This is a genomic window from Pseudofrankia coriaricola, from assembly GCF_001854805.1.
Lineage (GTDB): Bacteria > Actinomycetota > Actinomycetes > Frankiales > Frankiaceae > Pseudofrankia.
In genome coordinates this window covers 195,041-219,254 of sequence record NZ_MBLO01000125.1, presented here as the reverse complement: position 1 = coordinate 219,254, position 24,214 = coordinate 195,041, and the positions used below count along the sequence as shown (strand labels likewise).

21 protein-coding genes are annotated in these 24,214 nt (G+C 72.1%); 7 read left to right on the top strand and 14 right to left on the bottom strand.

What is annotated here, in order from left to right; translation table 11 throughout:
* Positions 1–66: 66 nt before the first annotated feature.
* The 7 genes from BCD48_RS18860 to BCD48_RS18830 all read left to right on the top strand — a co-directional run bounded on the left by BCD48_RS18860 (position 67) and on the right by BCD48_RS18830 (position 6,544).
* Positions 67–789, top strand: a complete 723-nt coding sequence (locus BCD48_RS18860) for an FAD-binding protein (protein WP_071049723.1) — start codon at positions 67–69, stop codon at positions 787–789.
* 28 nt (positions 790–817) lie between these two features.
* Positions 818–1,840, top strand: a complete 1,023-nt coding sequence (locus BCD48_RS18855) for an NADP-dependent oxidoreductase (protein ID WP_071049722.1) — start codon at positions 818–820, stop codon at positions 1,838–1,840.
* Complete coding sequence (locus BCD48_RS18850; protein WP_071049721.1) at positions 1,837–2,922, top strand: acyl-CoA dehydrogenase family protein; 1,086 nt, start codon at positions 1,837–1,839, stop codon at positions 2,920–2,922. Before BCD48_RS18855 ends, BCD48_RS18850 begins: the two co-directional genes overlap by 4 nt.
* Positions 2,912–4,261 carry a CaiB/BaiF CoA transferase family protein gene (locus tag BCD48_RS18845; protein WP_083418854.1) on the top strand — a complete coding sequence of 450 codons (1,350 nt, stop codon included), beginning with the start codon at positions 2,912–2,914 and terminating at the stop codon, positions 4,259–4,261. Before BCD48_RS18850 ends, BCD48_RS18845 begins: the two co-directional genes overlap by 11 nt.
* The gene (locus tag BCD48_RS18840) at positions 4,262–5,461 is read left to right on the top strand and encodes a CaiB/BaiF CoA transferase family protein (protein ID WP_071049720.1); all 1,200 of its coding nucleotides are present in this window, start codon (positions 4,262–4,264) and stop codon (positions 5,459–5,461) included.
* A gap of 160 nt (positions 5,462–5,621) precedes the next feature.
* Positions 5,622–6,128 carry a thiolase C-terminal domain-containing protein gene (locus BCD48_RS18835; protein ID WP_071049719.1) on the top strand — a complete coding sequence of 169 codons (507 nt, stop codon included), beginning with the start codon at positions 5,622–5,624 and terminating at the stop codon, positions 6,126–6,128.
* Positions 6,125–6,544: a Zn-ribbon domain-containing OB-fold protein gene (locus BCD48_RS18830; protein ID WP_071049718.1), complete on the top strand. Its 420-nt coding sequence runs from the start codon at positions 6,125–6,127 to the stop codon at positions 6,542–6,544. Before BCD48_RS18835 ends, BCD48_RS18830 begins: the two co-directional genes overlap by 4 nt.
* Here BCD48_RS18830 and BCD48_RS18825 read toward each other — a convergent pair.
* The 14 genes from BCD48_RS18825 to BCD48_RS18765 form a co-directional block, all read right to left on the bottom strand.
* Positions 6,522–7,148, bottom strand: a complete 627-nt coding sequence (locus tag BCD48_RS18825) for a TetR/AcrR family transcriptional regulator (RefSeq protein WP_071049717.1) — start codon at positions 7,146–7,148, stop codon at positions 6,522–6,524. The genes BCD48_RS18830 and BCD48_RS18825 overlap by 23 nt on opposite strands.
* A gap of 97 nt (positions 7,149–7,245) precedes the next feature.
* Positions 7,246–8,949 carry an ABC transporter permease gene (locus tag BCD48_RS18820; RefSeq protein WP_071049716.1) on the bottom strand — a complete coding sequence of 568 codons (1,704 nt, stop codon included), beginning with the start codon at positions 8,947–8,949 and terminating at the stop codon, positions 7,246–7,248.
* A 4-nt stretch (positions 8,950–8,953) separates the two neighbouring features.
* Positions 8,954–10,096, bottom strand: a complete 1,143-nt coding sequence (locus BCD48_RS18815) for an ABC transporter ATP-binding protein (RefSeq protein ID WP_071049715.1) — start codon at positions 10,094–10,096, stop codon at positions 8,954–8,956.
* 122 nt (positions 10,097–10,218) lie between these two features.
* The gene (locus BCD48_RS18810; protein ID WP_241841842.1) at positions 10,219–11,001 is read right to left on the bottom strand and encodes an SDR family NAD(P)-dependent oxidoreductase; all 783 of its coding nucleotides are present in this window, start codon (positions 10,999–11,001) and stop codon (positions 10,219–10,221) included.
* Between the two features lie 191 nt (positions 11,002–11,192).
* Complete coding sequence (gene lysX, locus BCD48_RS18805) at positions 11,193–14,618, bottom strand: bifunctional lysylphosphatidylglycerol synthetase/lysine--tRNA ligase LysX (RefSeq protein WP_083418852.1); 3,426 nt, start codon at positions 14,616–14,618, stop codon at positions 11,193–11,195.
* 264 nt (positions 14,619–14,882) lie between these two features.
* Positions 14,883–16,025: a hydrogenase expression/formation protein HypE gene (hypE, locus tag BCD48_RS18800; protein WP_274536547.1), complete on the bottom strand. Its 1,143-nt coding sequence runs from the start codon at positions 16,023–16,025 to the stop codon at positions 14,883–14,885.
* Entirely contained in the window at positions 16,022–17,131 is a 1,110-nt protein-coding gene (hypD, locus tag BCD48_RS18795) for a hydrogenase formation protein HypD (protein ID WP_071049713.1), read from the bottom strand. The genes hypE and hypD overlap by 4 nt, the downstream gene beginning before the upstream one ends.
* The gene (locus tag BCD48_RS18790; RefSeq protein ID WP_491677146.1) at positions 17,128–17,400 is read right to left on the bottom strand and encodes a HypC/HybG/HupF family hydrogenase formation chaperone; all 273 of its coding nucleotides are present in this window, start codon (positions 17,398–17,400) and stop codon (positions 17,128–17,130) included. Before BCD48_RS18790 ends, hypD begins: the two co-directional genes overlap by 4 nt.
* A gap of 18 nt (positions 17,401–17,418) precedes the next feature.
* Positions 17,419–20,217: a carbamoyltransferase HypF gene (hypF, locus tag BCD48_RS18785; protein ID WP_071049711.1), complete on the bottom strand. Its 2,799-nt coding sequence runs from the start codon at positions 20,215–20,217 to the stop codon at positions 17,419–17,421.
* A complete protein-coding gene (locus BCD48_RS56710) occupies positions 20,214–20,327 on the bottom strand; it encodes a DUF6893 family small protein (RefSeq protein WP_397428887.1) in 114 nt (37 codons plus the stop codon). The genes hypF and BCD48_RS56710 overlap by 4 nt, the downstream gene beginning before the upstream one ends.
* 277 nt (positions 20,328–20,604) lie before the next feature.
* Complete coding sequence (locus tag BCD48_RS18780; protein WP_071049710.1) at positions 20,605–20,814, bottom strand: hypothetical protein; 210 nt, start codon at positions 20,812–20,814, stop codon at positions 20,605–20,607.
* 11 nt (positions 20,815–20,825) lie between these two features.
* Positions 20,826–21,734, bottom strand: a complete 909-nt coding sequence (locus BCD48_RS18775) for a DUF5947 family protein (RefSeq protein ID WP_071049709.1) — start codon at positions 21,732–21,734, stop codon at positions 20,826–20,828.
* Complete coding sequence (locus BCD48_RS18770; protein WP_241841841.1) at positions 21,731–22,393, bottom strand: NifU-related iron-sulfur-binding protein; 663 nt, start codon at positions 22,391–22,393, stop codon at positions 21,731–21,733. Before BCD48_RS18770 ends, BCD48_RS18775 begins: the two co-directional genes overlap by 4 nt.
* A complete protein-coding gene (locus tag BCD48_RS18765) occupies positions 22,386–24,182 on the bottom strand; it encodes a nickel-dependent hydrogenase large subunit (RefSeq protein ID WP_071049708.1) in 1,797 nt (598 codons plus the stop codon). Before BCD48_RS18765 ends, BCD48_RS18770 begins: the two co-directional genes overlap by 8 nt.
* Between the last annotated feature and the right edge of the window lie 32 nt (positions 24,183–24,214).

The window sequence follows — 24,214 nt, the reverse complement described above, 5'->3', positions numbered from 1 at the left end:
CAGCCTGACGGTTGATCTGCTCGTCATCGGCGCCGGCATGGCCGGGCTCTCCGCCGCGGCCGCCGCGTGCCGGGTGGCGTCTTCGGGGTCGACGGCGCCGGGTTCTACGGCCACCTGGTCCCCTACGGCGTCGACCTGGTCGACCCGTCGCAGTTCGTCTCGCTGTCCCAGTTCTACAGCCAGGAGGGTCTGCTCTTTAACCTCCGCGGCGAGCGCTTCGTCGACGAGAGCGTGAGCGACGCCGTGAGCACCATGGCCGTCCTGGAACAGCCCGAGGCAAGGGCGCTGCTTGTGATCGACCAGCGGGTCCGGGACTGGTGGCGCGACACCCCGCTGGTTCCCGGCGGCGCCCTCGGGCCCGAACGCTTCGAGCTCGCGTCCCGGCGGGGCGCGCGCTGCGCGGTCGCGAACGACGTCGACGAGTTCGCCGACCTGCCCGAGGAGTGGGGCTACGACGCGCCCACGATCCGCGACGCCCTGCGCGCGGCCAGCACGGCGGAGCCGCCCGGGCCACGGCGGCGCTACGACGACCGCCCGCTCGCCGACCCGCCCTATTACGTCGTCGACGTCTGCCCGGCGATCACATTCACCTTCGGCGGCCTCGTCACGGACGCCGACGCGCGCGTCCTCGACAGCCGGGGCATGCCCGTGCCGGGCCTGCTGGCGGCCGGCGCCGACGCCGGCGGGACGTTTGTGCGCGACTATGCGGGCGGTCTCGCGAACGCGCTGGTCTTCGGCCTGGCGGCGGCCGCGGCCACGGCGCGCGAGACCCGCACGGCCACGGCATGACCGCGCCCACCGGCCGGCGGAGCCGGACGTGCTGAGCCGCGAGTGGCGGCTCGCCCGCCATCCCGTGGGCCGGCCGGCCGACGGCGATGTCGAGCTGGTCGAGGTCGACGTGCCGGCGCCCGGGGCCGGCGAGCTGCTGGTCCGCAACCGGGTCATGTCGGTGGAGCCCTACATGCGTGGCCGGATGAGCGCCGGGCCCTCCTACGCCGACGGCTACCGGCTCGGCGCGCCGATGTCGGGGCACGCCGTCGGCGAGGTGGTCGCCAGCACCGTGCCCGGGGTCCCGGTCGGCGCCCGCGTGCTGCACGACCTCGGCTGGCGCGAGCTGGCGCTCGTGCCGGCGACCGAGGCGCGGGTGCTGCCCGGCCTCGACGTGCCCGACAGCAGCTGGCTCGGCATCCTGGGCCTGACCGGGCTGACCGCCTACGTCGGACTGCTCGACGTGGCGGCGTGCAGGCCGGGGGAGACGGTCTTCGTCTCCGCGGCGGCCGGCGCCGTAGGGCTGGCCGTCGCGCAGATCGCCATGTCGCGGGGGTGCACGGTCATCGGCTCGGCCGGCGGCGCCGACAAGGTCCGCTTCCTGGAGGCCGACCTGGGCCTCGCGGCCGCGTTCAGCTACCGGGACGGTCCGATCCGCGAGTCCCTCGCCGACGCGCTGGCGCGCGCCGGCGCGGAGGCGCTCGACGTCTACTTCGACAACGTCGGCGGTGAGCAGCTGGAGTGCGCGCTGCGCCACATGCGGACCGGGGGCCGCATCGCGCTGTGCGGTGCGATCTCGACCTACGACGCGACCACGCCGGTGCCGGGTCCGCGCAACCTGCTGCTGATGATCTGGCGACGGCTCCGGATGGAGGGCTTCTTGGTGGACGACCACGAGGCACGACGAGCGGACTTCGAGCGGGACATGGCCGGCTGGCTGGCGGCCGGGCAGGTCCGCAACATCGAGACGGAGTACAAGCCCGGGGTCGAGCGCGCGTTCGAGGCGTTCCTGGCGATGCTCGACGGGGCGAACATCGGGAAGATGGTCATCCCGCTCGGCGGTGCCGCATGACCGCGCCGGCGCCCGGCCTCGACTCCTTCCGGGCACAGGCGCGGGCGTGGCTCGCCGACAACGCCAAGCGGCGGCCCGCCGCGCAGGCGAACTGGGGAACCGGGTCCGACGACGTCGCCGTCTTCCACGACCTCGGCGCCGACGAGGAACGGGCCATGCTCGGCCGGATCCGGGCTTGGCAGCGCCGCAAGTTCGACGCGGGGTACGGCGCGCTGAGCTGGCCGCCCGAGCTCGGCGGGGCGGGGCTGCCGGCGGCGTACGAGGAGGCCTTCGCACTGGAGGAGGCCGCGTTCGAGACGGTGCCGTCACATGAGCTGTTCTCGGTAACCGTGCGCCTGATCGCCCCGACGATCCGGCTGCTCGGCACGGCGGAGCAGAAGGCGCGCTTCATCAGGCCCTTCCTGCGTGGCGAGGAGCTGGCCTGCCAGCTGTTCTCCGAGCCTGGCGCGGGCTCCGACCTCGCGGGGCTCGCGACCAGGGCCGTCCGGGACGGCGACGAATGGGTGGTCACCGGGCAGAAGGTCTGGAGCTCCGGCGCCCACCACGCGGGCTGGGGCGAGCTGCTCGCGCGCACCGACCCGGACACCGTGAAGCACGCCGGCATCACGGCGTTCCTGCTGCCACTCGACACCCCGGGCGTGCAGGTGCGGCCGTTGCGGCAGATGTCGGGGGGAGTGTCGTTCTGCGAGGTGTTCCTGGACGACGTGCGGATTCCTGACTCGCTGCGCCTGGGCGAGGTCGGCAAGGGCTGGGGGGTGGCTCTGACGACGCTGGGGTTCGAACGCGACGCCAGCGCGCGGCCGCACCAGATCGGCGGAGGCTGGACGCAGGTGCTCGGCCTCGCGCAGTGGCTTGGGGTGCTCGACGACCCGCTGGTCCGCCAGCGGCTCGCGGCCGTCTACGCCAACGAGCGGCTGGCCGACGGCCCGACCGAGATCCACAAGACCGCGCTGGCGCGTACCCTGCTCGCGCAGTTCGAGCCCGCGATGGGTCTCTTCCCGTCGGGTCATCTGCCGGCCCGCCGGGCGGCGGCCAGGGAGCGCTTCGCCGAGCAGATCGAGCAGGCCGTCGATGCCGGCTGACACACCCCTCCCCGACACGCCCTACCCCGACACGCCCTACCCCGACACGCCCTACCCCGACCCGGCGCGCCGGCCTCGCCCCCGCACCGGCCCGCTCGCCGGCATCCGCGTCGCGGACTTCTGCTGGATGGGCGTGGGCGCCGTCGCGACCCGCCTGCTGGCGGACTTCGGCGCCGACGTGATAAAGATCGAGAACCGCGCTCGTCTCGACATGCCCCGGCGGCTGCCGATCTACAAGGGCGATCCCCGCAGCTACGGCGACGAGGACCCGAACCCCGACCCGAACAAGGGCGGCCTGTTCAACAACTACAACCGCAACAAACTCGGGATCACGCTCAACATGCGCGACCCGCGCGGGAGGGAGCTCGCGGACGCGCTGATCGCCGCTTCCAGCGTCGTCTCCGAGAACTTCGCGCTGGGCGTCATGGAGCGCTGGGGCCTGACCTACGAGCGCCTTCAGGAGCTGTGCCCCGGAGTGATCTACGCCCGCATGAGCGGCTTCGGACACTCGGGCCCCTACGCCCGGTACCGCAGCTACGGACCGGTCGTGCAGGCGGTCTCCGGTCTGTCGTTCATCAGCGGCCTGCCCGGCCGGGAGCCGTCTGGCTGGGGGCTGTCCTACATGGACAACCAGGCCGCCTACTACAACTCGGCAGCCCTCCTGATGGCGATCCTGCACCGGGAGCAGACCGGCGAGGGCACCGAGATCGACATGGCGGCCGTCGAGATCGGTATCAGCATGCTCGGCCCGGACCTGCTCGACGCCTCGGCGAACAGCCGGCCGACCCGCCGGCCGGATTTCCCGACCGGCAACCGGCTGCAGTACCCGCACGCCGCGCCGCATGGCGTGTACCCCTGCGCCGGCGACGACCGCTGGGTCGCCATCGCCGTGTTCGACGACGACGAGTGGGATCGGATGTGCAAGGCCGTCGGCCAGCCCGAGTGGGCCGATGAGGAGCGGTTCGCGTCCCAGGCCGCCCGGTTCGCCGCGCAGGACGAGCTGGACGCGCTGCTCGGCGCGTGGACCAGGGAACGCACCCCGCACGAGGTGATGCGGCTGCTGCAGGCGGCCGGTGTGCGGGCCAGCGCCGTGCAGAACGCCGAGGACCTCAACGAGCACGACCCGCAGCTCGCCGAGCGAGGCGTGTTCTTCGAGATGGACCATCCCGTGATCGGGACGGCCCGGTTCGAGGGCCAGGCGGTGCTGTTCTCGGGGTTCACGCCGGACCTGTGGCGGTCGGCCCCGCTGCTCGGCGAGGACAACGAGCACGTCCTGACGACCGTGCTCGGCCTGTCGCGCGACGAGGTCGCCGACCTGGCCGCGGAAGGGGTGATCTGAGTGTGGCGGGAGGCCGACGCGGCGCCGGGGCGCACGCCTTACAACGGCTTGGTCGTCGTCGAGGTCGGCACCGACCTCGACGGCGAGCAGACCGGCAAGCTCCTCGCGGACCTCGGGGCGACGGTCATCAAGGTCGAGCCGCCCGGCGGGTCGCCGACCCGGGCCTGTGGGCCGTGGCTGGGTGATGTCGAAGGGTCCGAGACCAGCCTCGCCTTCGCGACATACAACACGTCCAAGCAGTCGGTGGTGCTGGATCTGCCCGCGGGCCTGCCACGGCTCGAGGAGCTCGTCGCGGACGCCGACGTGCTGCTGTGCGGGTTGCAACCGGCGGCACTAGCGCGGCTTGGGTTGTCATACGGCGAGCTGGTCGCGCGCCACCCGCGCCTGGTCGTCCTGTCGGTGACGCCATTCGGCCTCACGGGGCCGTGGGCCGACTACCTCAGCAGCGACCTCGTGGCGCTGGCCGCCGGCGGCCCGCTTGCCAGCTGCGGGTACGACGACCACACGATCCCGCCCATCCGGCCGGGCGGCAACCAGGGGTTCCAGACCTCGGCGAGCCACGCGCACAACGGGCTGCTGCTTGCGCTGCTGCAGCGGCGGCGCACCGGCCGAGGACAGATCGTCGACGTGTCGATGCACGACGCGCTCGCGGTGACGGGGGAGCTGGCGAACCCCTACTGGTTCTACCCCCGGGTGCTCCTCGAGCGGCAGACCTGCCGGCACGCCCAGCCGGAGCCGACCCAGCCGGCTCTCTTCCAGTGCGCGGACGGGAACTACATCTACTTCGCCCTCGTGCTCGCCGACCAGAAGCCCTGGCAGCAGCTGGTGGCCTGGCTCGACAGCGCCGGGGTCGCCCTCGACCTCACCGACCCGGCCTACGGCAGCCTGCCGCACCGCCAGGAGAACTTCGCGCACATCCAGGACCTGATCGAGGTGTTCTGCCTGCTGCACGACGCGGACTGGATGTACCACGAGGGCCAGGCCAGGGGACTGCCAATCGGCATCGTCTCAGCCCCCGAGGACCTCCTCGCCGACGCGCACCTGCGTGCTCGCGGCTACTTCGTCGGCGTCGACCTCGGCGAAGCGGGCACTGTCGAGTACCCGAGCACGCCGTTCCGTTTCGGCGCCTTCCCGGTGCCGCCGATGCGACGGCCGCCGCGGCTGGGCGAGCACACCGCCGCGCGGCTCCAGGAGCCCTGATGTCCCCGGCGGTTCTCCGATGCCGACCCGAAGACCTGGGACAAGGCCGAACGCCTCAAGGTCATGGACGAATACGGCATCCACGCGCAGCTGCTCTACCCCAACATCGCTGCGGCTGTTCGACTTTTGCCTCGAGACCGACGGCGCCTGCGCCGTCGTCGTGACCAGCACCGAACGGGCGCGGGACCTGCGCCAGTCGCCCGCCGTCATCCGCGCCGTCGCCCAGGCGAGCATCCCGAACCCGCAGCCGGGCATCCAGTTCCCGACGCTGTTCCGCGAGTCCATCACCTCGCTGCCAGCCACGGCCGTCGCCAGGACGCTGTACGCGCGGGCGGGCCTCGGCCCGGCCGACATCGACGTCGCCCAGATCTACGACTGCTTCAGCATCACCGTTCTGCTGCAGCTGGAGGACTGGGGCTTCTGTAAGAAGGGCGAGGGCGGCCCGTTCGTCGCCAGCGGCGAGATCGGGCTCGGGGGCAGCCTGCCCATCAACACCGGCGGCGGCCATCTCTCCGAGGGCTACATCCACGGCATGAACCACATCGTCGAAGGCGTGCGCCAGATCCGCGGCACGTCCACCTCGCAGGTGGCCGGCGCCGAGACCTGCCTGGTCACCGCTACTCCGCTGCCGCCGGGCAGCGCGCTGATCCTGACGGCGGACCGGTGACCCGCCGCCCGCTGCCGGTCACCGACGACCTCGACACCGGCGGCTTCTTCGAGGCGGTGGCACGCGGCGAGCTGGTCGTCCGCCGCTGCGACGGCTGCGACGCCGTCCTGCACATGCCGCGCGCGTACTGCGCGACCTGCGGCAGCTGGGAGGGCCGCTGGCAGCCGGTCGCCGCGACCGGCACCGTCTACTCGTGGACGGTCGTCGAGCACCAGGTCCACCCGGCCTTCCCCGTGCCGTACACCGTGGTGCTCGTCAAGCTGGACGACGTGCCCGGCACCCGGCTGGTCGGGCACCTGCCGGGCCGGCCGGCGCTGCGGCCGGGCCAGGCGATGGCGGCCGACTTCGAGGACGTCGACGGCACCGTCCTGCCCCGGTGGCGGACGGCCGACGTCAGCCCGGCTCCGGCCCCCTGAGGATGTTGCGGACCGCCTGCCCGTAGAAGGCGTCCAGGTCACGTGACGTGACCCGCCCCTCCGGGCGGTACCAGTTCCAGACGCTCTGGAGCAGGCCGATAATCGCGTGGGCCAGTAACGTCGGGTCCTGCCTCGGTATGCTCCCCGCCTCCATGGCCTGGGACAGGAAGTCGACCCACAGCGCCTCCACCTTGCGCGCTGTACGCAGGGAGGCCAGCCGGACCTCCTCCTCCCGTCCGCTGCCGCGCGTGCTCGACAGCTTGCCCTGCTCGTTGGCGAGAAGCCGGTTCTGTGTCATCTCCGACTTCGGCCCGTTGAAGGACGCGCTGACCGCGGTCAGGACCGAGGCCACGGCATCCTCCGGCGAGTTCAGGCACTTACTCCAACGGTCGAACCAGCTCTCCCACGACTCGAGCATTAGCGTGAAAAGGCAGTGCGTCTTCGTCTCGAAGTAGTGGTAGAGCGCCGTGTTGCCGATGCCGGCAGCTTTCGCGATGTCGGCCCACTTCGTTGCGTCGAAGCCGTGGCGGCCGAACTCCTCGGCGGCAATCCGCAGGATCAGTTCGCGTTTCGACCGCGCGCTCGGCGCGACATCGTTCTTCACCAGAAACTCCTTCGGGGGAGCCAGCCGCGCTGGCCGTCGTCGACGGGCCTCGGCCCGGGGCCGAGGCCCGTCGGGCAGGAGCCGCCGGGCCCGGCGATCACAGGGCATTCAGCGAGTCGCTGCCACCCGCTACCAGCGCCACCGCGACTCCGACCGCGGTGACCGCTGACATGATCAGCGCTACGGCCGCGACCAGCGGGAAGAATCCGCTGCCCCAGCTGTCGAACAGCACCGTTCCCATCACCTGGGTGTGCAGGGACCGCACCAGGACCGAGGCGGTGAACTCCTGCGTGAGAAGCACGAACATGAGCGCCGCGGCGCCGCCGAGGCTGGAGCGCATGAGCGGAAGGATCACACGCAGTTTCGTGCGGACCGGTCCGGCCCCGCTCACCCGGGAGGCCTCCTCGTAGCTGTCACCCAGCGCTATCAGCCCGGACAACTGCATCCGGGTCGCGAACGGCAGCATCAGGGTCACGTAGACGAGGATCATCACCCAGCGCGTCCCGTACAGGACGAACGGCTTCTGGCTGTAGGTGACCAGGAAGCCGACGCCGAAGAGTACGGCGGGTACGCCGAGCGGCAGCGTGACGAGGAAGTCCAGGATCGGGGCGAGGACCGGGTACCGACGGCCGCGCAGCAGGATGCTCGCGGCGGCGAACCCGATCGGCAGCACGATGAGGACAGCGATCAGCGAGTAGACGACGCTGTTCTGGATCGCGTCCCGCGTCGCCGACGCCTCCAGCACCTTGCGGAAGTTGTCCAGCGTGAACGTCGACGGCCGTACGTTCTTCGTCCAGTAGCGCGACAGGGACACGATCAGCAGCCCGATGAGGGGCAGCACCGTGGCGGTCAGCGAGAACAGGACGATGCCGACGGCGGCGATCTTGGACGGTCTGGCCGAGCTCCTGAACCCCTTGCCGCCATGGGTCACGAACCGCCGCTGGTCGCCGAGCAGGAACTTCTGCCCGAGGACGACGAGGAGGCCGAACCCGAGCAGCGGCGAACCGATCGCGGCGGCCAGCCCGTAGTCGACCGGCGTCGAGGAGACTTGGTTGTACATGTCGGTGGTCAGGACCGTGATGCCCTCGTTCGTGCCCAGCAGCAGCGGGCCGGTGAGCTGGCCGAGGCCGAGGAGTAGCGCGACGCCACCGCCATAGGTCAGCGCCGGGCGGAGCAGCGGCAGTGTCACCCGGAAGAACACCTGGTAGCCGGGCGACCCGCACACCTGGGCCGCCTCGAGGAAGTCCGCGCCGATGTTCGCGAACGCGGCCCGCACGAACAGGTAGACGAACGAGGTCAGGCTGAACCCGGTGATGATGACGATCCACGGCAGCGAGTAGATGTTGATAGGCCCCGTGGTGTCGCCCGACCACCACGGCAACTTCCGCAGGACCGCGTTGAGATATCCCGGCCCGGGCGCGAGCAGGAAAGCCCAGCCGACGACCAACGCGATCGCCGGCACGACGATCGGCAGCACAGGGAACACGGACAGAAAACGCAGCCGCCGGGGCAGACGGGTCGACGCCCACGCCAGCCAGGTCCCCAGGACGAGGGCGATCAGCAGCGAGCCGAGCGCGAGCCCGACGGTGTAGAGCAGGGTCCGCCCGAAGCCGTCACGTGCGAAGGCCGCGTGGTAACTGTTGCCCCCTGGTCCGGTGAACGCCTTCAGCTGCAGCCGGATGAGGGGTGCGAGAACGAGGTAGGCGAGCACGGCCACCAGAGCGGTGGCCATGGTGAACCGGCCGACAGCCCGGTGGTCGACCGCGAGGGCCCGGCGGCCCGGGAGCGCGAGCGTCGCCATGACGTCACACCCCGGCCACGGCCGGCGCCGCCTCGGCCTGATTCGGCTCCTGCGCCGGCTCGGCCGGGAACATCGCCGCGGAGCGCGGGGCGAAGGCGAGGACCAAGCGGTCGTCCGGCGTGATCCGGCGTGTCCAGGAGTCGCGGTCCGCGGAGACGTGCACCCGGACCCGCGTCGCCGCCGCGGTGGCGGTGACGTTCATCTGCCGGCCGCCGAACTCGACGTCGACGATCTGGACGGGCAGCGCGGTCTCGTGTGCCTCGATCTCCTCCAGGTTCTTCGCGAGCCGCGCGGCGTCCGGGCTGAAGCGCGCCACGACGGTGGCGTCCGCGGCGTCGGGCGCGAGACCCTCGAGCGGCTGGCCGCCGCAGGTCCACCCGGTGTCGGTGCGTCTCAGCTCGAGCCGATTCGACATCCCAATGAAGGCAGCGACATATTCGGTCGCGGGCGCCTCGAACACGCGTTGCGGCGTGTCGAGCTGCTCGATCGCGCCCGCCCGCATGATCGCGATGCGCTGGCCCAGCGCGAGCGCCTCCGACTGGTCGTGAGTAACGAAGATGGCTGTGAACGGCGCGCGGCGGTGCAGCTCGTGGATCTCCGAGCGCATCTGGTCGCGCAGGCGCGCGTCGAGATTGCTCAGCGGCTCGTCGAACAGGATGACCTCGGGCCGGGCGGCCAGCGCCCGCGCCAGCGCCACCCGCTGCTGCTGACCGCCGCTCAGCTGCATCGGCAGCCGGTCGAGCAGTTCCTCGCACTCGACGAGGCGGGCTGTCTCCTCCACCCGCCCCTGCGCGATCGCCTGCTTCAGCCCCCGCGCCTTAAGGGGGTATGCGATGTTCTTGCGGACCGACATGTGGGGCCACAGCGCGTACGACTGGAAGACCATGCCGATCTTGCGTTTGTCTGGTGGCACGTTGATGCGCCTTGTGCTGTCGAACACGGCCCGGTCACCGATCGTGATCTGGCCGCGGGTCGGGGTCTCCAGACCGGCGACGCAGCGTAACGTCGTCGTCTTTCCACATCCGCTCGGACCCAGGAGAGCGATGAACTCCCCTTCCTCGATATCGAAGTCGAGGTCCTTCATCGCGTGGGTCGGCGGCTTGCCGTCGAACCGCTTTGTCAGGCCCTTCAGGCTCACGCTGGACATGGTGGTCGGCTCCTTCCGACGGTGCGGTCACGATGCGGCCGTCGAACGTGGGTGCTCGGGGGGAGGGGGGCTATCGAACTCGGTGGGCGGCCATGGAGCGGGGCGGCCGCGGCGGTACACCGCTAGTCGCGGACCAGGGCCTGTCCGCCGTCGACGCGGAGCAGGGCGCCCGTCGTAAAGCTCGACATCCCGCTCGCGAGGTAGAGCGCCGCGCCCGTTATCTCGTCCGGGGCGCCGGCCCGCCTCATCGGCATCCTCGCGGCGAACTCGCCGAACTTCTCCATGTCCCAGCCCGCGGCGATGTCGGTCAGGAAGGGGCCAGGCATGATCGTGTTGGCGCGGACGGTCGGCCCGTACGCCAGCGCGATTCCGGTCGTCAGCACATGCAGACCTGCCTTCGCCGCGCCATAGGGAATCTCGTGCTGCGTCGGCCGCACGGCGGCGACGCTGGACACATTGATGATCGACCCACCGCCCGTGGTGAGCATGCGCTGGGCCACCAGTGACGACAGCCGGAACGGCCCCTTGAGGTTCACGCCGAGCGTCTTGTCGAACAGCTCCTCGCTGGCGTCGTGTAACGCGCTGTACAGCGGCGCGATGCCGGCGTTGTTGACGAGCACGTCCACTCGGTCGACCAGCTCGTACGCCCGCTCCACCAGAGCCGTGCACTGGTTCCAGTCACCGACATGCGCCGCGACGCCGAACACCTTCTGGCCGCTGCGCGCCGAGATCTGATCCGCCGCCCGCGCGACCGCGTCCGGCTTGCGGCTCACCACGATCACGTTGGCGCCGGCGGCCGCGAACGCCTCCGCGATCGCCCGTCCCAGGCCTCGCGTGGCGCCGGTGACCAGGGCGGCCTTGCCCTCCAGCAGCTTTCCGCTGGTGGGTCTGATCTGCTCCTCCACGGGGCTGCTCCTGCCGGCGTCGTCCCGCAGCGAGCGGGTAAACTGAACTGACTTCAATTTAGTTAGGCCGGGCGCCGCGTGGCAAGCGTCACGTGAACCGGGGGCCAGCCCGCGACCGGGCCGGCGGGCCTATGCGGAAGCGGGCTCGGCGGCGCGCTCGGCATGTGGAGCCGTCGGGGTGGCCGGGGTGGTCAGCCGCGGCGCGTGGGGGTGGGCGGCGGCGTGGGGCGGACGAAGGGGAACGCCAGGGTCTGACGGATGGAGGCCCCGGTCAGCATCATGACCAGCCGGTCGACCCCGACTCCCAGGCCACCCGTCGGCGGCATCGCGTACTCGAGCGCGGAGAGGAACGCCTCGTCGAGCTGCATCGCCTCCGGGTCCGCGGCGGCGAGCAGGGACTGTTCGGTGAGCCGGGCCCGCTGGTCGACCGGGTCGACGAGCTCGGAGTAGGCCGTGCCGATCTCGGTGCCGAAGGCGACCAGGTCCCAGCGCTCGGCCAGCCGGGGGTCCAGGCGGTGAGCGCGGGTCAGCGGTGACGTCTCGGTCGGGAAGTCGAGGTAGAAGGTCGGTTCGGTGGTCGCGGGCTCGACGAGCTCGTCGTAGAGCGCCGCGACGAGCGCGCCGGCGGCCGCGTCGAAGGGCGGGGTGATGCCCCGCTTCCGGCACAGGGCGGCGAGCTCCTCCTGGGGCGTGGCGACGGTGACGGGGTGGCCGGCGGCGGCGGAGACGGCGTCGTGAACGGTGACCGATCGCCACGGCCCCGACAGGTCGACGTCGACGGTCCGGCCGTCCGGTCCGGGCCTGCGCGCGATCGGCGCGCCGTGGACGGCGGTGGCGACGGCGATGACCAGGTCGCGGGTGAGGTCGCGCATCGCCAGGTAGTCGCTGTAGGCCTCGTACGCCTCGACCGACGTGAACTCGGGATTGTGGGTGGCGTCGGCGCCCTCGTTGCGGAAGTTCCTGTTCAGCTCGAAGACCCGCCGCATCCCGCCGACGCACAGCCGTTTGAGATACAGCTCCGGCGCGATCCGCAGATAGAGCGTCGAGTCGTAGGCGTTGATGTGGGTGACAAACGGCCGGGCGTTCGCGCCGCCGTGGACCGCCTGCAACATGGGCGTCTCGACCTCGGTGAAGCTCCTGCTGGCGAAGAAGCGGCGGATCTCGCCGACCGCTCGCGCGCGGTCGGTGAGCATGCGACGGGCGCCGGGGTTGACGATCAGGTCGACGTGGCGCTGTCGGGCCCTGGCGTCGGGGTCGGTGAACCCGGCCCGGCCGTCGGGCAGCGGCCGCAGGCATTTCGCCGCCATCCGCCACTCGTCCACCAGCACCGACAGCTCGCCGCGCCGCGACGTCACCACCTCGCCGGTCACGCTCAGGTGGTCGCCGAGATCGACGGCCGCGCGGAACAACCGGTGCGCGGCCGGATCGAGCCGGGCACGGTCGACCATCGCCTGGATCGACGCGTCACCCTCCCGCAGAACGGCGAAGATCAGCCCTCCGTGATCACGCAGCGCCCGGACCCGTCCCGTCACCGACACCCGGCAGCCGGTTCGCGTGCCGGGCGCGAGGCCGCCGAACCGGTCGACGAGATCGGCGAGGTCGCTGTCGCGCGGAACAGCCACCGGGTAGGGATCCATGCCCGCGCCCCGCAGCCGGTCGAGCTTGGCGTACCGCACCCGCTGCTGCTCGGCGAGCCGCCGCCGGGGAGTGACGAGCTGGACCGCCGAACGCCGCTGCGCCGCGACCGCCTCGGTGAAGGGCATCTCCCGCCCGCCGTACTCGACGACCGCGCCCGGTGCACGTTCCCGGGGACCGGCGAGGGCCGGCAGGAACCCCTCCACCATCCCGGCGACGAGCGCGACCCTGGTCAGGGTGAGCGCCGAGTCGTAGCACAGGTAGCGGGGCGTCCACCGCGGCAGGTAACGGGCGTTCGAGCGGTACAGGCCCTCGATCTGCCAGAACCGGGAGGCGAAGGTGAGCAGCCGCGCGCCGAGCCGCGCGCCCGGCCGGGCGCCGACCCGTTCGGCCGCGCTGAAGACCTCCCGGAACGCCGCGAAGTTCAGCGAGATCGCGCGCACGCCGAGCTCGTCGCCCGCCGCCTGGGCGAGGGCGGCGACCATCGCCTCGACCAGCCCGTTCTCCGCCTCCCGGTCGCGGCGCATCAGGTCGAGGGAGAGCCCGTGCGAGCCCCACGGGACCAGCGAGAGCACGCCGCGCAGCCGGCCGTCGCCGTCGCGGGCGAGCACAGCGACGCACGCCTCGTCGGCCGGGTCGCCGATACGCCCGAGCGCCATCGAGAACCCGCGCTCGGTGTCGTCGCCGCGCCAGTCCTCGGCGGAGCGCTCGATCTCGGCGAGCTCGCCGGCGGACAGGGTCCCGTGGCGGGTCACGGTGAAGGTGTAGCCGGCGCGGCGAACCCGGCGCACCGCCCGCCGGACCGGCTCCATCGTCGCGCCCTCCAGGCTGAACTCGGCGACCTCGATGATCGCCTCGTCCCCGATCGGCAGCGCCTTGAGCCCGGCCGCGACATAGGCCCGGGCGCCCTCCTCGCCGGCCGCCAGGACCGCCGGGAACCAGCCGAACAGCCGTGCCTCGGCGAGCCACGCCTCGATCGCGCTCGCCCATGCCGAGCGCGGCCCGATCGGGTCGGCGCTGGCCAGGCTGACGGCGGCGAGCACCCGGTAGGTGACGGCGGCGTCTCCCCGCGGCGAGAAGATCACGGACTTGTCGTGGCGGGTCGCGAAATAGCCGAGGGAGTCGCGCTGCCCGGCGCGCAGCAGCAGCCCGCGTACCGCCAGCTCGTCGGCCGCCGTGAGGTACGCCTTGGCCCGGGCGGACCTCAGGAAGACCACGGCCGCGGTGATGAGCGAGGCGGCGGAGATCAGGCCCGCCAGCGCCGCGACCCAGTGGTGGCCCTGCTGCCTTTTCCAGCCCACCTCCGACGAGTTCGGCTCGATGCCGAGCGCCGCCCGCGCTCCCCACACGATCCTGCGGGTCGTGCCGGTCAGCTGGCCCGGGAACAGCAGCGTGAGCGTCACCGCCGACGCCACCGACACCGCCAGCCCGACCACCAGCACACCGAGTGCCCGCCACCGCGCGCCGGGCTCCAGCCGGGAGGAGAACGCCGGCCGGCTGAGCCACAGCAGCGCCACGACCGCCACGGTCAACGTCGCGTTGACCACCAGGTACACCGTGCCCAGCGCCGTCAGATCTCGGACATCCCTTGCGTCGGTCATGATCGCGACGAGCACCGCGATCAGATAACCGGCCGCGACGGCCTGGAACGCGAGCAGCAGCCAGAGCGCGGCCCGCATCCGCCGCCGGGCCGCGCCCGCGACGATGAACAGCAGGGCGGTGGAGAACAGGCTCGGGCTCACCGGAAGATTGACCAGCCCGAACAGGTCGTCGACGCGGCGCGCCCAGTGAGCCCGCCGCAGCGCCAGGCTGACCAGCGACCAGCACGCCGCCGCGAGCAGGATCCGGCCCGCCACCGACGCGACCGCGTCTCGCCAGCCGTCGAGCAGCACGCCGCGGGAGGGCGCCGTCCCCGCCGGGTCGTCCGTCGAGGCGGGGGCAAATCTTGTAACCGTGGCGGCACGCAGCGTAGCCTTCGTCACCGGACGAGTCTCCTACGCGCGACGCGTGACGCCACGTCGCAACCTGCCCGGAGGGCTGCGCGGGCGGATATTCCCGGCGGGTCGCCGCTCCGGACATGTCCGCTCCCAGGCCGACCGCTCCCAGGCCGACCGCCCGGTCCCGCGAGGCCGGCGGTGCCGCCGTGATCGCACGGCGTCGGCCAGCCGAGATCGTTCGCCACCCTGGCCTCTCTCACCGCCCTGACCCCACCGTCGCGCCCGTTCCGTGTCCCTCGCGCCTGCTCGTCAGCAGATGCGGGGGAGCTGCTCGCCGACAGGCAGGTCGACGACCCGGGTCGCCCCGAACGCGGTCCTGGCGACCACCATGGCCGGGTGGTCCTCGACCACCGTGCCGATCAGGGCCGCGCCTCGGCCGTTCGGATGGCGGCGCATGGCCGCCAGCACTCGGTCCGCGTCGTCGCGTGCGACGAAAGCGACCAGCTTGCCCTCATTCGCCACATACAGCGGGTCGAGGCCGAGGACGCCGCAGGCATCCGCGACCGCCGCCGGTACCGGCACCGACCGCTCCACGATGTCGATGCCCACGCCGGCCGCGCGGGCGATCTCGTTCAGCGAGGCCGCGAGACCCCCGCGGGTGGGATCGCGCAGGGCGTGCACATCGGGATGCTGGCCCGATGAGTCCCGGTCGAGCATGGTCGCGACCAGGCCGTGCAAGGGCGCGGTATCGCTCTCCAGGGCGGTGCCGAACTCCAGGCCCTCCCGGCAGCTCAGCACGGCGATGCCGTGCACCCCGAGATCACCGCTGACCAGGACCGCGTCGCCGGGACGGACCCGGGCGGGGCGGATGTCCACTCCGTCAGCTATCAGGCCGATCCCCGCGGTGTTCACGAAGACGCCATGGCCGTGGCCGGCGTCGACCACCTTGGTGTCGCCCGTGACCAGGCGCACTCCGGCCCGGCGGGCGGCCGCACCCATGGCCGTCGCGATCCGCGCCAGATCGGCCAGCGGCGTCCCTTCCTCGAGAATGAACGCCGTCGACAGGCACAGTGGCATGGCGCCGGACATGGCGAGGTCGTTGACCGTGCCGTTCACGGCCAGCTCGCCGATCGACCCGCCGGGGAAGAACAGCGGATGCACCACGTAGGAGTCCGTGGAGAACGCGAGCCGGGCCGACCCGACGGCGAGCACGGCGCAGTCGTCGAGCTCGGTCGCGGCCGCCTCGCCGAAGGCGGGCAGGAACAGATGCTCGACCAGCTCGGCGGACATGGCGCCGCCCCCGCCGTGTCCCATCACGATGGTGGGTGAGTCCCGCAACGGCGCCGGGCAGCTCCAGGCCGCCGGATCCACTGTCTCGGCGGTCTTCGCCGTCTCGGCGGTCACCCCGGTGACCGCGGCGACCGCGGTGACCGCGGTCTCGGCGGCGGTCACCGGGCACCCGCCCGGGCCGGTTCCAGCCGTCGGTACAGGTAGTAGGCCGCGCAGGCGCCCTCGGAGGAGACCATCGTCGCTCCCAGCGGGTGGCGCGGGGTGCACTCGGCGCCGAACGCGGCGCACTCGTGGGGCTTGATGAGACCCTGCAACACCTCGCCCGACCTGCACGCGGTGGACTCGTCGGCGCGCAGGCCGCCGACGTCGAAGCGGAGCTCGGCGTCGAACTCCCGGTAGTCGGGGGAGAGGCGCCAGCCAGAACGCGGGATGGTGCCGATCCCGCGCCAGGCCCGGTCGGTCACCTCGAACACGGCGTGCAGCATCGCGCGCGCGGCGGGATTGCCCTCGGCCAGCACGGCGCGGGGGTAGGCGTTGTCGACGGTGTGCCGGCCCGCCTCCAGCTGGACCACCGCCTGGCGGACGCCCTCGAGGATGTCGAGCGGCTCGAAGCCGGTGACCACGATCGGTACCCGGTACCGCTCGGCCAGCGGTGGGTACTCGTCGGTGCCCATCACGCTGCACACATGACCGGCGGCGAGGAACGCCTGGACCCGGCAGGCCGGCGACTCCATGATCGCCGCCATAGCCGGCGGCACCAGGACGTGGGAGACCAGCAGCGAGAAGTTGCGCAGTCCCAGCTGTCGGGCCTGGTAGACGGCCATGGCGTTGGCCGGCGCGGTGGTCTCGAAACCGATGCCGAAGAACACCACCTGACGGTCGGGGTTATCGACCGCCAGCGTGACGGCGTCCAGCGGCGAGTAGACCACCCGGATGTCGCCGCCCGTGCTCTTCACCTGGAAGAGGTCCGCCCGGCTGCCGGGGACGCGCAGCATGTCGCCGAAGGAGCAGAAGATGACCTCCGGCCGGGAGGCGATCTCCAGAGCCTTGTCGATGATCTCCAGTGGGGTGACGCAGACCGGGCAGCCGGGGCCGTGGATCAGCTCGATGCTCTCGGGAAGCAACTGGTCGATGCCATGACGAATGATCGAATGCGTCTGCCCGCCGCAGACCTCCATGAGCGCCCACGGCCGGGTGGTCACCGCGTGGATCTCCTTCAGCAGGCGTTCGGCCAGCTCGGGGTCCCGGAACTCCTCCAGATACCTCACGGCGTGACCGCCTCCTCTCCGGCCTCAGCCGTGAACGGGTCGATGAGTTCCTCGTCGAGCAGGCCGAATCGCCGGAACTCGGCGAGCGTCTCCAGCGCGCGCCGTTCGTCCAGGCGCTGGATGGCGAAGCCGACGTGCACGATCACGTAGTCGTCGGCGGCGACCTCGGGAAGGTACGCCAGGCAGACGTCCTTGCTGACCCCGCCGAAGTCGACCTCGGCCATCGGCGTCCCGTGCCGCTCGAACGTCCGGACAACCCTGCCCGGCACCGCTAGACACACCCGCCCTCACCCCATCCTGTCCACCGCGGCCGGTCCCGCCGGCCGCTCGTCGGAATCCAGCCGGTCGTCGGAATCCAGCCGGTCGCCGGCGGCCGCCACGACGAGCTGGCCGAGCGACAGGCCACCGTCATCGGGAGGCACCCGCCGGCTGCTCACCACGTCGAAACCCGCCGCCAGCAGCGCCCGCCGGGCGCCAGCGAGCAACAGCGCGTTCAGGAACACGCCGCCGGCCAGCACGACCGTCTCCAGCCCCAGCTCGCGCCGCGCCCGCTCAGCCAGCGCCAGGACCAGCGCGACGAGCGCCTCGTGGAACCCCGCGCCAGCGGCGGCGACATCGACGCCCCGGCGTTGGTCGGCCACCAGCGCCCGCATCACCGGCGCCGGGTCGGCGATCAAGGGCCCGCCATCGCTCGCGGCCTCGCGCAGCTCGAAGCGATAGCGGCACTCATCCGGCACGCCGCCGCGGGACCGGGCCTCGAGCTCGATCGCGGCCTGCGCGTCGAAGTCCACGGTCTGGCGAACGCCGAGCAGCGCGCTGACCGCGTCGAACAGCCTGCCCACACTCGACGTGGGGACGGTGCCGACCCCGCGGCGCAGCTGCCGGGCGAGTACCCCGCGCTCGGCGGGGGCCGCCGCCGTCACCGGTGGCAGGTCGAGGTCCCAGGCGATCCCGGCGGAGGCCAGATGCGCCAGCGCCATCCGGTAGGGATGCCGGACGCTCGCGTCGCCGCCCGCCAGCGGGACATAGCCGAGATGGGCGAAGCGCCGGAACCCGCGGTAGTCGGCGACCAGCACCTCGCCGCCCCAGATGGCGCCGTCGGTGCCGTATCCCGTTCCGTCGAACGCGAAGCCGATGACGGGGCTGGTTCCGTCGAGGCCACGCTCGGCCATCGCGGCCGCGATATGCGCGTGGTGATGCTGCACGAACCGGACGGGCGGGCCTGGCGGGAAGGGCGGGCCTTGCGGACCCGGCGGGGTGGGCGGTGGGCGGTGGGCCGGCTCGCCGGGCAGGCCGGGCAGGCCGGGCAGGCCGCGAGATCTTTCCATCGCCCAGGCGCGTGAGCGGTATCTGGGATGGGCGTCGGCGGCCAGCCGCTCCGGCCGCACTCCGGTGAGGTGCTCCAGGTGCGTCACCGCCCTGCCGAAGGCGGTCAGGGTCGCGAGGTCGTCCATGTCGCCGATGTGGCCGGACAGCCAGGCCGAGCGGCCAGAGCCAAGGCAGCAGGCGTTCTTCATGTCGCCCCCGACGGCCAGCGTCGGGGCGACGGCGAAGGGCAGGCGGATCGGCAACGGCGCGTACCCCCTGGACCGGCGGATCATCACCTCGACGCCGTCCACGACCCGCACCACCGAGTCGTCGCACGGGATGTGGATGGGACGGTCGTGGCACAGCCAGCCGTCCACCAGATGGGCCAGCCGCCGTGCCGCGTCGTCGTCATCGGCGGCGATCGGTTCTCCCGCGAGGTTGCCGGAGGTCATCACCAGCACGGCGATGTCGGGAAGACCGGCGCCGGCATCGGCCCCGGCCCGCGCGGGGCGGCCGAACAGGAGGTGGTGCACGGGGGTGTAGGGCAGCATGAGCCCGAGGTCAGGGTTGCCTGGGGCCACCTCGTCCGCCGGCCGGGGCCGCGGGTCGGCTCGGCGCCGGGCCAGCACGATCGGCCGGGCCGGACTGGTCAGCAGGCGGGTCTCGGCGTCGTCGAGCTCGACCAGCGCCCTCGCGGTCGCGAGGTCGGTGGCCATCACGGCGAAGGGCTTGCCGCCACGCCGCTTGCGACGGCGCAGCGTCGCGACCGCTGCCTCGTCGGTGGCGAGGCAGGCAAGGTGGTACCCGCCGACGCCCTTCACGGCGAGTACGCCTCCGGCGATGAGCAGCCGCCGGGCCTCGGCCAGCGCGTCCTCGTCACCGCGCACGCGGCGCCCGTCCGGCGCGCGGAACTCCAGCCGAGGCCCGCAAGCCGGGCAGGCGATCGGCTGCGCGTGGAAACGGCGATCCGCCGGGTCGGCGTACTCGCGGGCGCAGTCGGCGCACATGGGGAAGCCGGCCATCGTCGTCACCGGCCGGTCGTAAGGCAGATCGGTGATGATGGTGAATCTCGGGCCGCAGTGGGTGCAGGTGATGAACGGGTGCCGGTAGCGGCGGTCGGCCGGGTCGGCGAGCTCACGCAGGCATGCGTCGCAGGTCGCCGTGTCGGCGGGCGCCTGGGCACGCCTGGCGGCGGACGGCTGAGACGGCCCGTGCCGCTGGGACGGCTGGGACGGCTGAGACGGCTGAGACGGGGCGATGGTGAAGCCCAGCTCGCCGCGCGGCGCGAGCGTAACGACCGTGATCCGTTCGATCTGCGCGAGCGGTGGCGGGTCCGCCCGGAGACGGCGCCCGAACTCCTCGACGGCCGCGGGCGAGCCCTCGACCTCCACCTCGACGCCCGCGACGTCGTTGCGCACCGAGCCGGCCAGCCCGAGGCCGGTCGCCGTGGCATGGACGAACGGGCGAAAGCCGACGCCCTGAACGACGCCGCCCACGGTGAACCGGCGGCGCACCGGCGCGTCGGCCGGCGCGGCGGGTCTGGGCACCGCGCTGGCCGACCTGCCGCCGGCCGGGTCGACGGTGGCCGGGTCGACGGTGGCCGGGTCGACGGTGGCCGGGTCGACGGTGGCCGGGTCGATGGTGGCCGAGGCGGCGGTGGTCGGCGCGGCGGTGGCCGGGTCGGCGGTGGCGGGCCGGACACCGGCTGGCGCGACGGTGGTCGGCGCGGCGGCCGGCGACAGGTCCAACGCGGACGGGTCGACGGGCGACGACGTCACATCTGCCGGACCTTCAGGTACCGGCGCAGCGCTGGGAGCTCGTCCCAGGCGATCCTGCCGGTGACACCGGTCGCCGCCGCAAGCGCGATCATCATCAGGGATTTCCGCACGGCGTGCTCCTTCCGACTGCTTCGATCCGCTCCGATGCCTGTCCCGTCACCTGGTGCCGTTCCCGGCAACACCCGCCCGCTCGCCCACCAAGATCGCCAGATCTGTATCCGAATCCGAACTCCGAGCCCCCGCCCGTTCGGATCCGGATACAGTCCCGCTGATCAAGTTCGCGACGCGGCGATAGACCGGGTGATTTTGTCCAAAGCGGCACCAGGCGCCTGTTTTGCGCGGGGCGAGATGGTCGGGCCATCGAGGTGCCCGGTCCGCGCCGGCTGGTCAAGGGGGCGGAATGTTCGGCATCTCCGGCAGCACCGGGTTGTGCCGCTCCGGCACGATGCCGGTCGAGCGGCGAGCGTCGGCCTTCCCGTCGGGATGGTGTCCGGCCTCGCGCTCGTAGGCGCCCTTGGCGTTGCCCTGGGGGACGCCGGGCGTGTGCGCCGAGGCGTCGATGGCCACGTCGGGCCTGCCGACTCGGATGCTGGCCATGACCACTCCTTTCAGGTGCCCGTCCCGGCGGACGCGTTCGCCGCGTCCGCTTGGACGGAGGTGACAGAGGTTTGGACGGAGGTGTCATGCCGGGGCGGATGTGTCACCCGCGGCGCGGGCCCGGAATCCTGCTTCGCGTGCGCGGCGCGGGCGGTGACCGCGCCGTCGGCCAGTACGGCGAAAAACTCGTTAATTGCGGGCCATACCGTGCTGCCGCCGGAAAATCCTTTCCATTCCTCGCGCACGATGGCGACGAGCCGGTAGCAGAGGTCGATTGGGACTATCCAGTGCTCGTTCGCGCCCTTGGCGGTGTTGACCAGCACTGCCTCTACAAGCGGCCTCAAGGTGCCTAGCGCACCGCACCGCTCCTGTGCCTGGGCCCAGACGGCCTGATCGATCTCTCCCTGGGTGACACCGATCGGACTCGGATAGTGCGCGATGATCCGTCCGTCGGCCTGGGTGACGAAGAACGCCAACCCGACCGGTATCCCCAGCGTGCCTGAGACGAAGCCGGGCAGGGCCAGCCGCCGACGCGGGACGAGGACGTAGTGGCCGCGGCCCGCCGCGTCGCGTTCGAACAGCAGCGTGCACGCCTGGCACACGCACAGCAGGCCGGCCTCCCGCTCGTCGAGCAGGTGCCGGTGGGACTCCGGCACCGGGGCCGCGCACAGTCCGCAACGCTCCGACGCCGCCGTGCCGCGCGCGCCAGCCCGCCCGGCCCGGCGAACCGTCCGGCGCAGCGCACCACCGGTCGTGCCCAGGTCGAGTGCCGCGGCCGCGCCGGCACCCGGGCGGGTACCGGCGCCGGTACCCAGGCCGGCCGCGGCGTCGGGTCCGCCCTGGGCGCGCCCGCGGGTGGGGCCGTCGCCGGCGGCGGTCGCCCTATGGCCGAGCACGCCTGGGCCGGCGTCGGCGATCACCGGGCCGACCCCAGCGTGGCCGGCCCGCGCAGCAGCGAGTCGACGGGGACGAGCGTCTGCTTCGCGGCGACGTCGACGCGCACCTCGGACAGTTCCGGCGCCACGGCCTGCAACGCGTCGCGGACGGCGTCGGCGACCGCGTCCGTGGTCGCCGCCGCGCCGCACCCGCTCTCACCGCGCACCGCCACCGTCGCCACGCCGCTGTCGATGCCCAGCAGTTCGACCTCGGCACCGACCGTGGCGAGCTCCGGGCGCAGCGCCTCCAGGGCGCGCCTGGCCCGGCGCTCGACGGGGTCGGGATGGACGCCGTGCAGGACGAGGAGGTGAGCGAGCAGCTCGTCGGCCGTGAGCGCGTCGCGCACGTCGGGAGCCCGCGCGGCATAGCCGGCCGCCCGGGCCAGCGCCTCGCCGTACACCTCGAGGAGCGTGGCCACCGCGTCCAGCGCGACCCGGGCCCCCGGACCCGGCGTCCGCTCGACCTGCTCCAGCAGACCGTCGAGCAGGGTGAGCCGCTCGCGCACGGCCTCATCGTCGAGCCGCGAACCGACCGGCTCGGCCGGTTCGGCCGGTGCCAGTCTGAGCGGGGCCGGTTCGGCCGCGCTCGGTTCGGCCACGTCCGGTTCCCTCGCGGTCGCCAGTTCGCGCGGGAGGTCATCCATGCTGGGCGCCCAGCATCGGTGAGTGCTGGTGGGTGACGGTGCGGCCGTTGCCGACGTACATGTGCACGCCGCAGGGCAGGCACGGGTCGAAGCTGCGCACCGCCCGCATGATGTCGACGCCCCTGAAGTCGTCCGGGCCGTTCTCCTCGAAGATCGGCATGTCCTGGACGGCGTCCTCGTACGGCCCCGGGGTGCCGTAGCTGTCGCGCGGGCTGCCGTTCCACGGCGTCGGCGGGTACGGGTGATAGTTGGCGATCTTCCCGTCCTGGATGACCAGGTGGTGGGACAGGACCCCGCGGACGGCCTCGTGGAAGCCGCAGCCGATCGCCTCGTCGGGCACCTCGAAATCGGTGAAGGTGCGAGTGTCGCCGGAGCGGAGGCGTTCCATCGCCCGCTCCAGGAAGTAGAGCGACATCGCCGCCGAGTACGCGACGAAGTAGACCCGCGCCCGGTTGCGCTCGATGGCGTTCGACCACGGCGGGATCTTCCATTCCAGCGTCGTCGCCGGCAGCCGCTCGCTCTTCGGGAGCGAGATCCGGACGCCGCGCCCGGTCGAGGTGACGTACGGCGTGTCCACCAGGCCGGCGAGCGCGGTGGTGTAAAGCCGTGCGTACGGGCCGCCGCCGGTGTCGAGCGCGAGGTGATCGCCGGACCGCTTGTCGAACCAGCGTGGGCTCATCACCCAGCTGTACTTCCCGTCGAAGTCCCGCTTCTGCGGCTCTGGCAGCGTGGTCTGGTTCCAGGGGTGGCGCATGTCCACCGGATTACCGAGCGGGTCGCGGGTGACGAACGGCTCCTCGTTTACCCAGTCGCCGTAGAAGGAGCTGCCGAGCAGGATCCGGATGCCCAGGTTGATGTCGACGAGATTCGTCGTGAGCAGCTCGCCGTCGACCACGATGCCGGGGGTGACGTACATCGACTTGCCCCACTCGTTCATGGTCTCGTACCGGTAGTCGCAGACGGCCGGGTCCTGCCAGGCACCCCAGCAGCCGAGCAGGATCCGCCGCCGGCCGACCTCCTCGTAGCCGGGCAGCGCCTCGTAGAAGAAATCGAAGACGTCGTCGTTCATCGCCACGGACTTCTTGACGAAGTCAAGGATGGACACCAGCCGGCTCATGTAGTCGGTGAACAGCGACGGCTCGGGCATGGTCCCCACCCCGCCCGGATAGACCGTCGACGGGTGCACGTGCCTGCCCTCCATCAGGCAGAACATTTCGCGGGTGACCCGGGAGACCTGGAGCGCCTCCWTGTAGAGCTCGCCCTCGAACGGGTTGAACGAGCGCATGATGTCGGCGATCGTGCGGTAGCCGTGGATCGCCGCGCCCGGGGCCTGCGTGTTCTCGGCGCGGGCGAGCACGCTCGGGTTCGTCTGGGCGACCATCGCCGCGGAGTAGTCCACGAACACCAGGTTGTCCTGGAAGATCGTGTGGTCGAACATGTACTCGGCCGCTTCGCCCAGGTTGATGATCCACTCCGCCATCGGGGGAGGCTTCAGGCCATAGGCCATGTTCTGCGCGTACACCGAACATGTGGTGTGGTTGTCACCGCAGATGCCGCAGATACGGCTGGTGATGAAGCCGGCGTCCCGCGGGTCCTTGCCCTTCATGAACATGGAGTAGCCGCGGAAAAGCGACGACGTGCTGTGGCACTCGGCCACCCGCCGGTTCGCGAAGTCAATCTTCGTGTAGATGCCCAGGTTCCCGATGATGCGCGTGATGGGGTCCCACGACATCTCCACGAGCTGGGAAGAGGGTTCGGCCGCCGTGCGCTGCGTCGTTCTCGCCGCCATGTCGGGCCTTTCCGGATAGAAGGGTGGGGTGC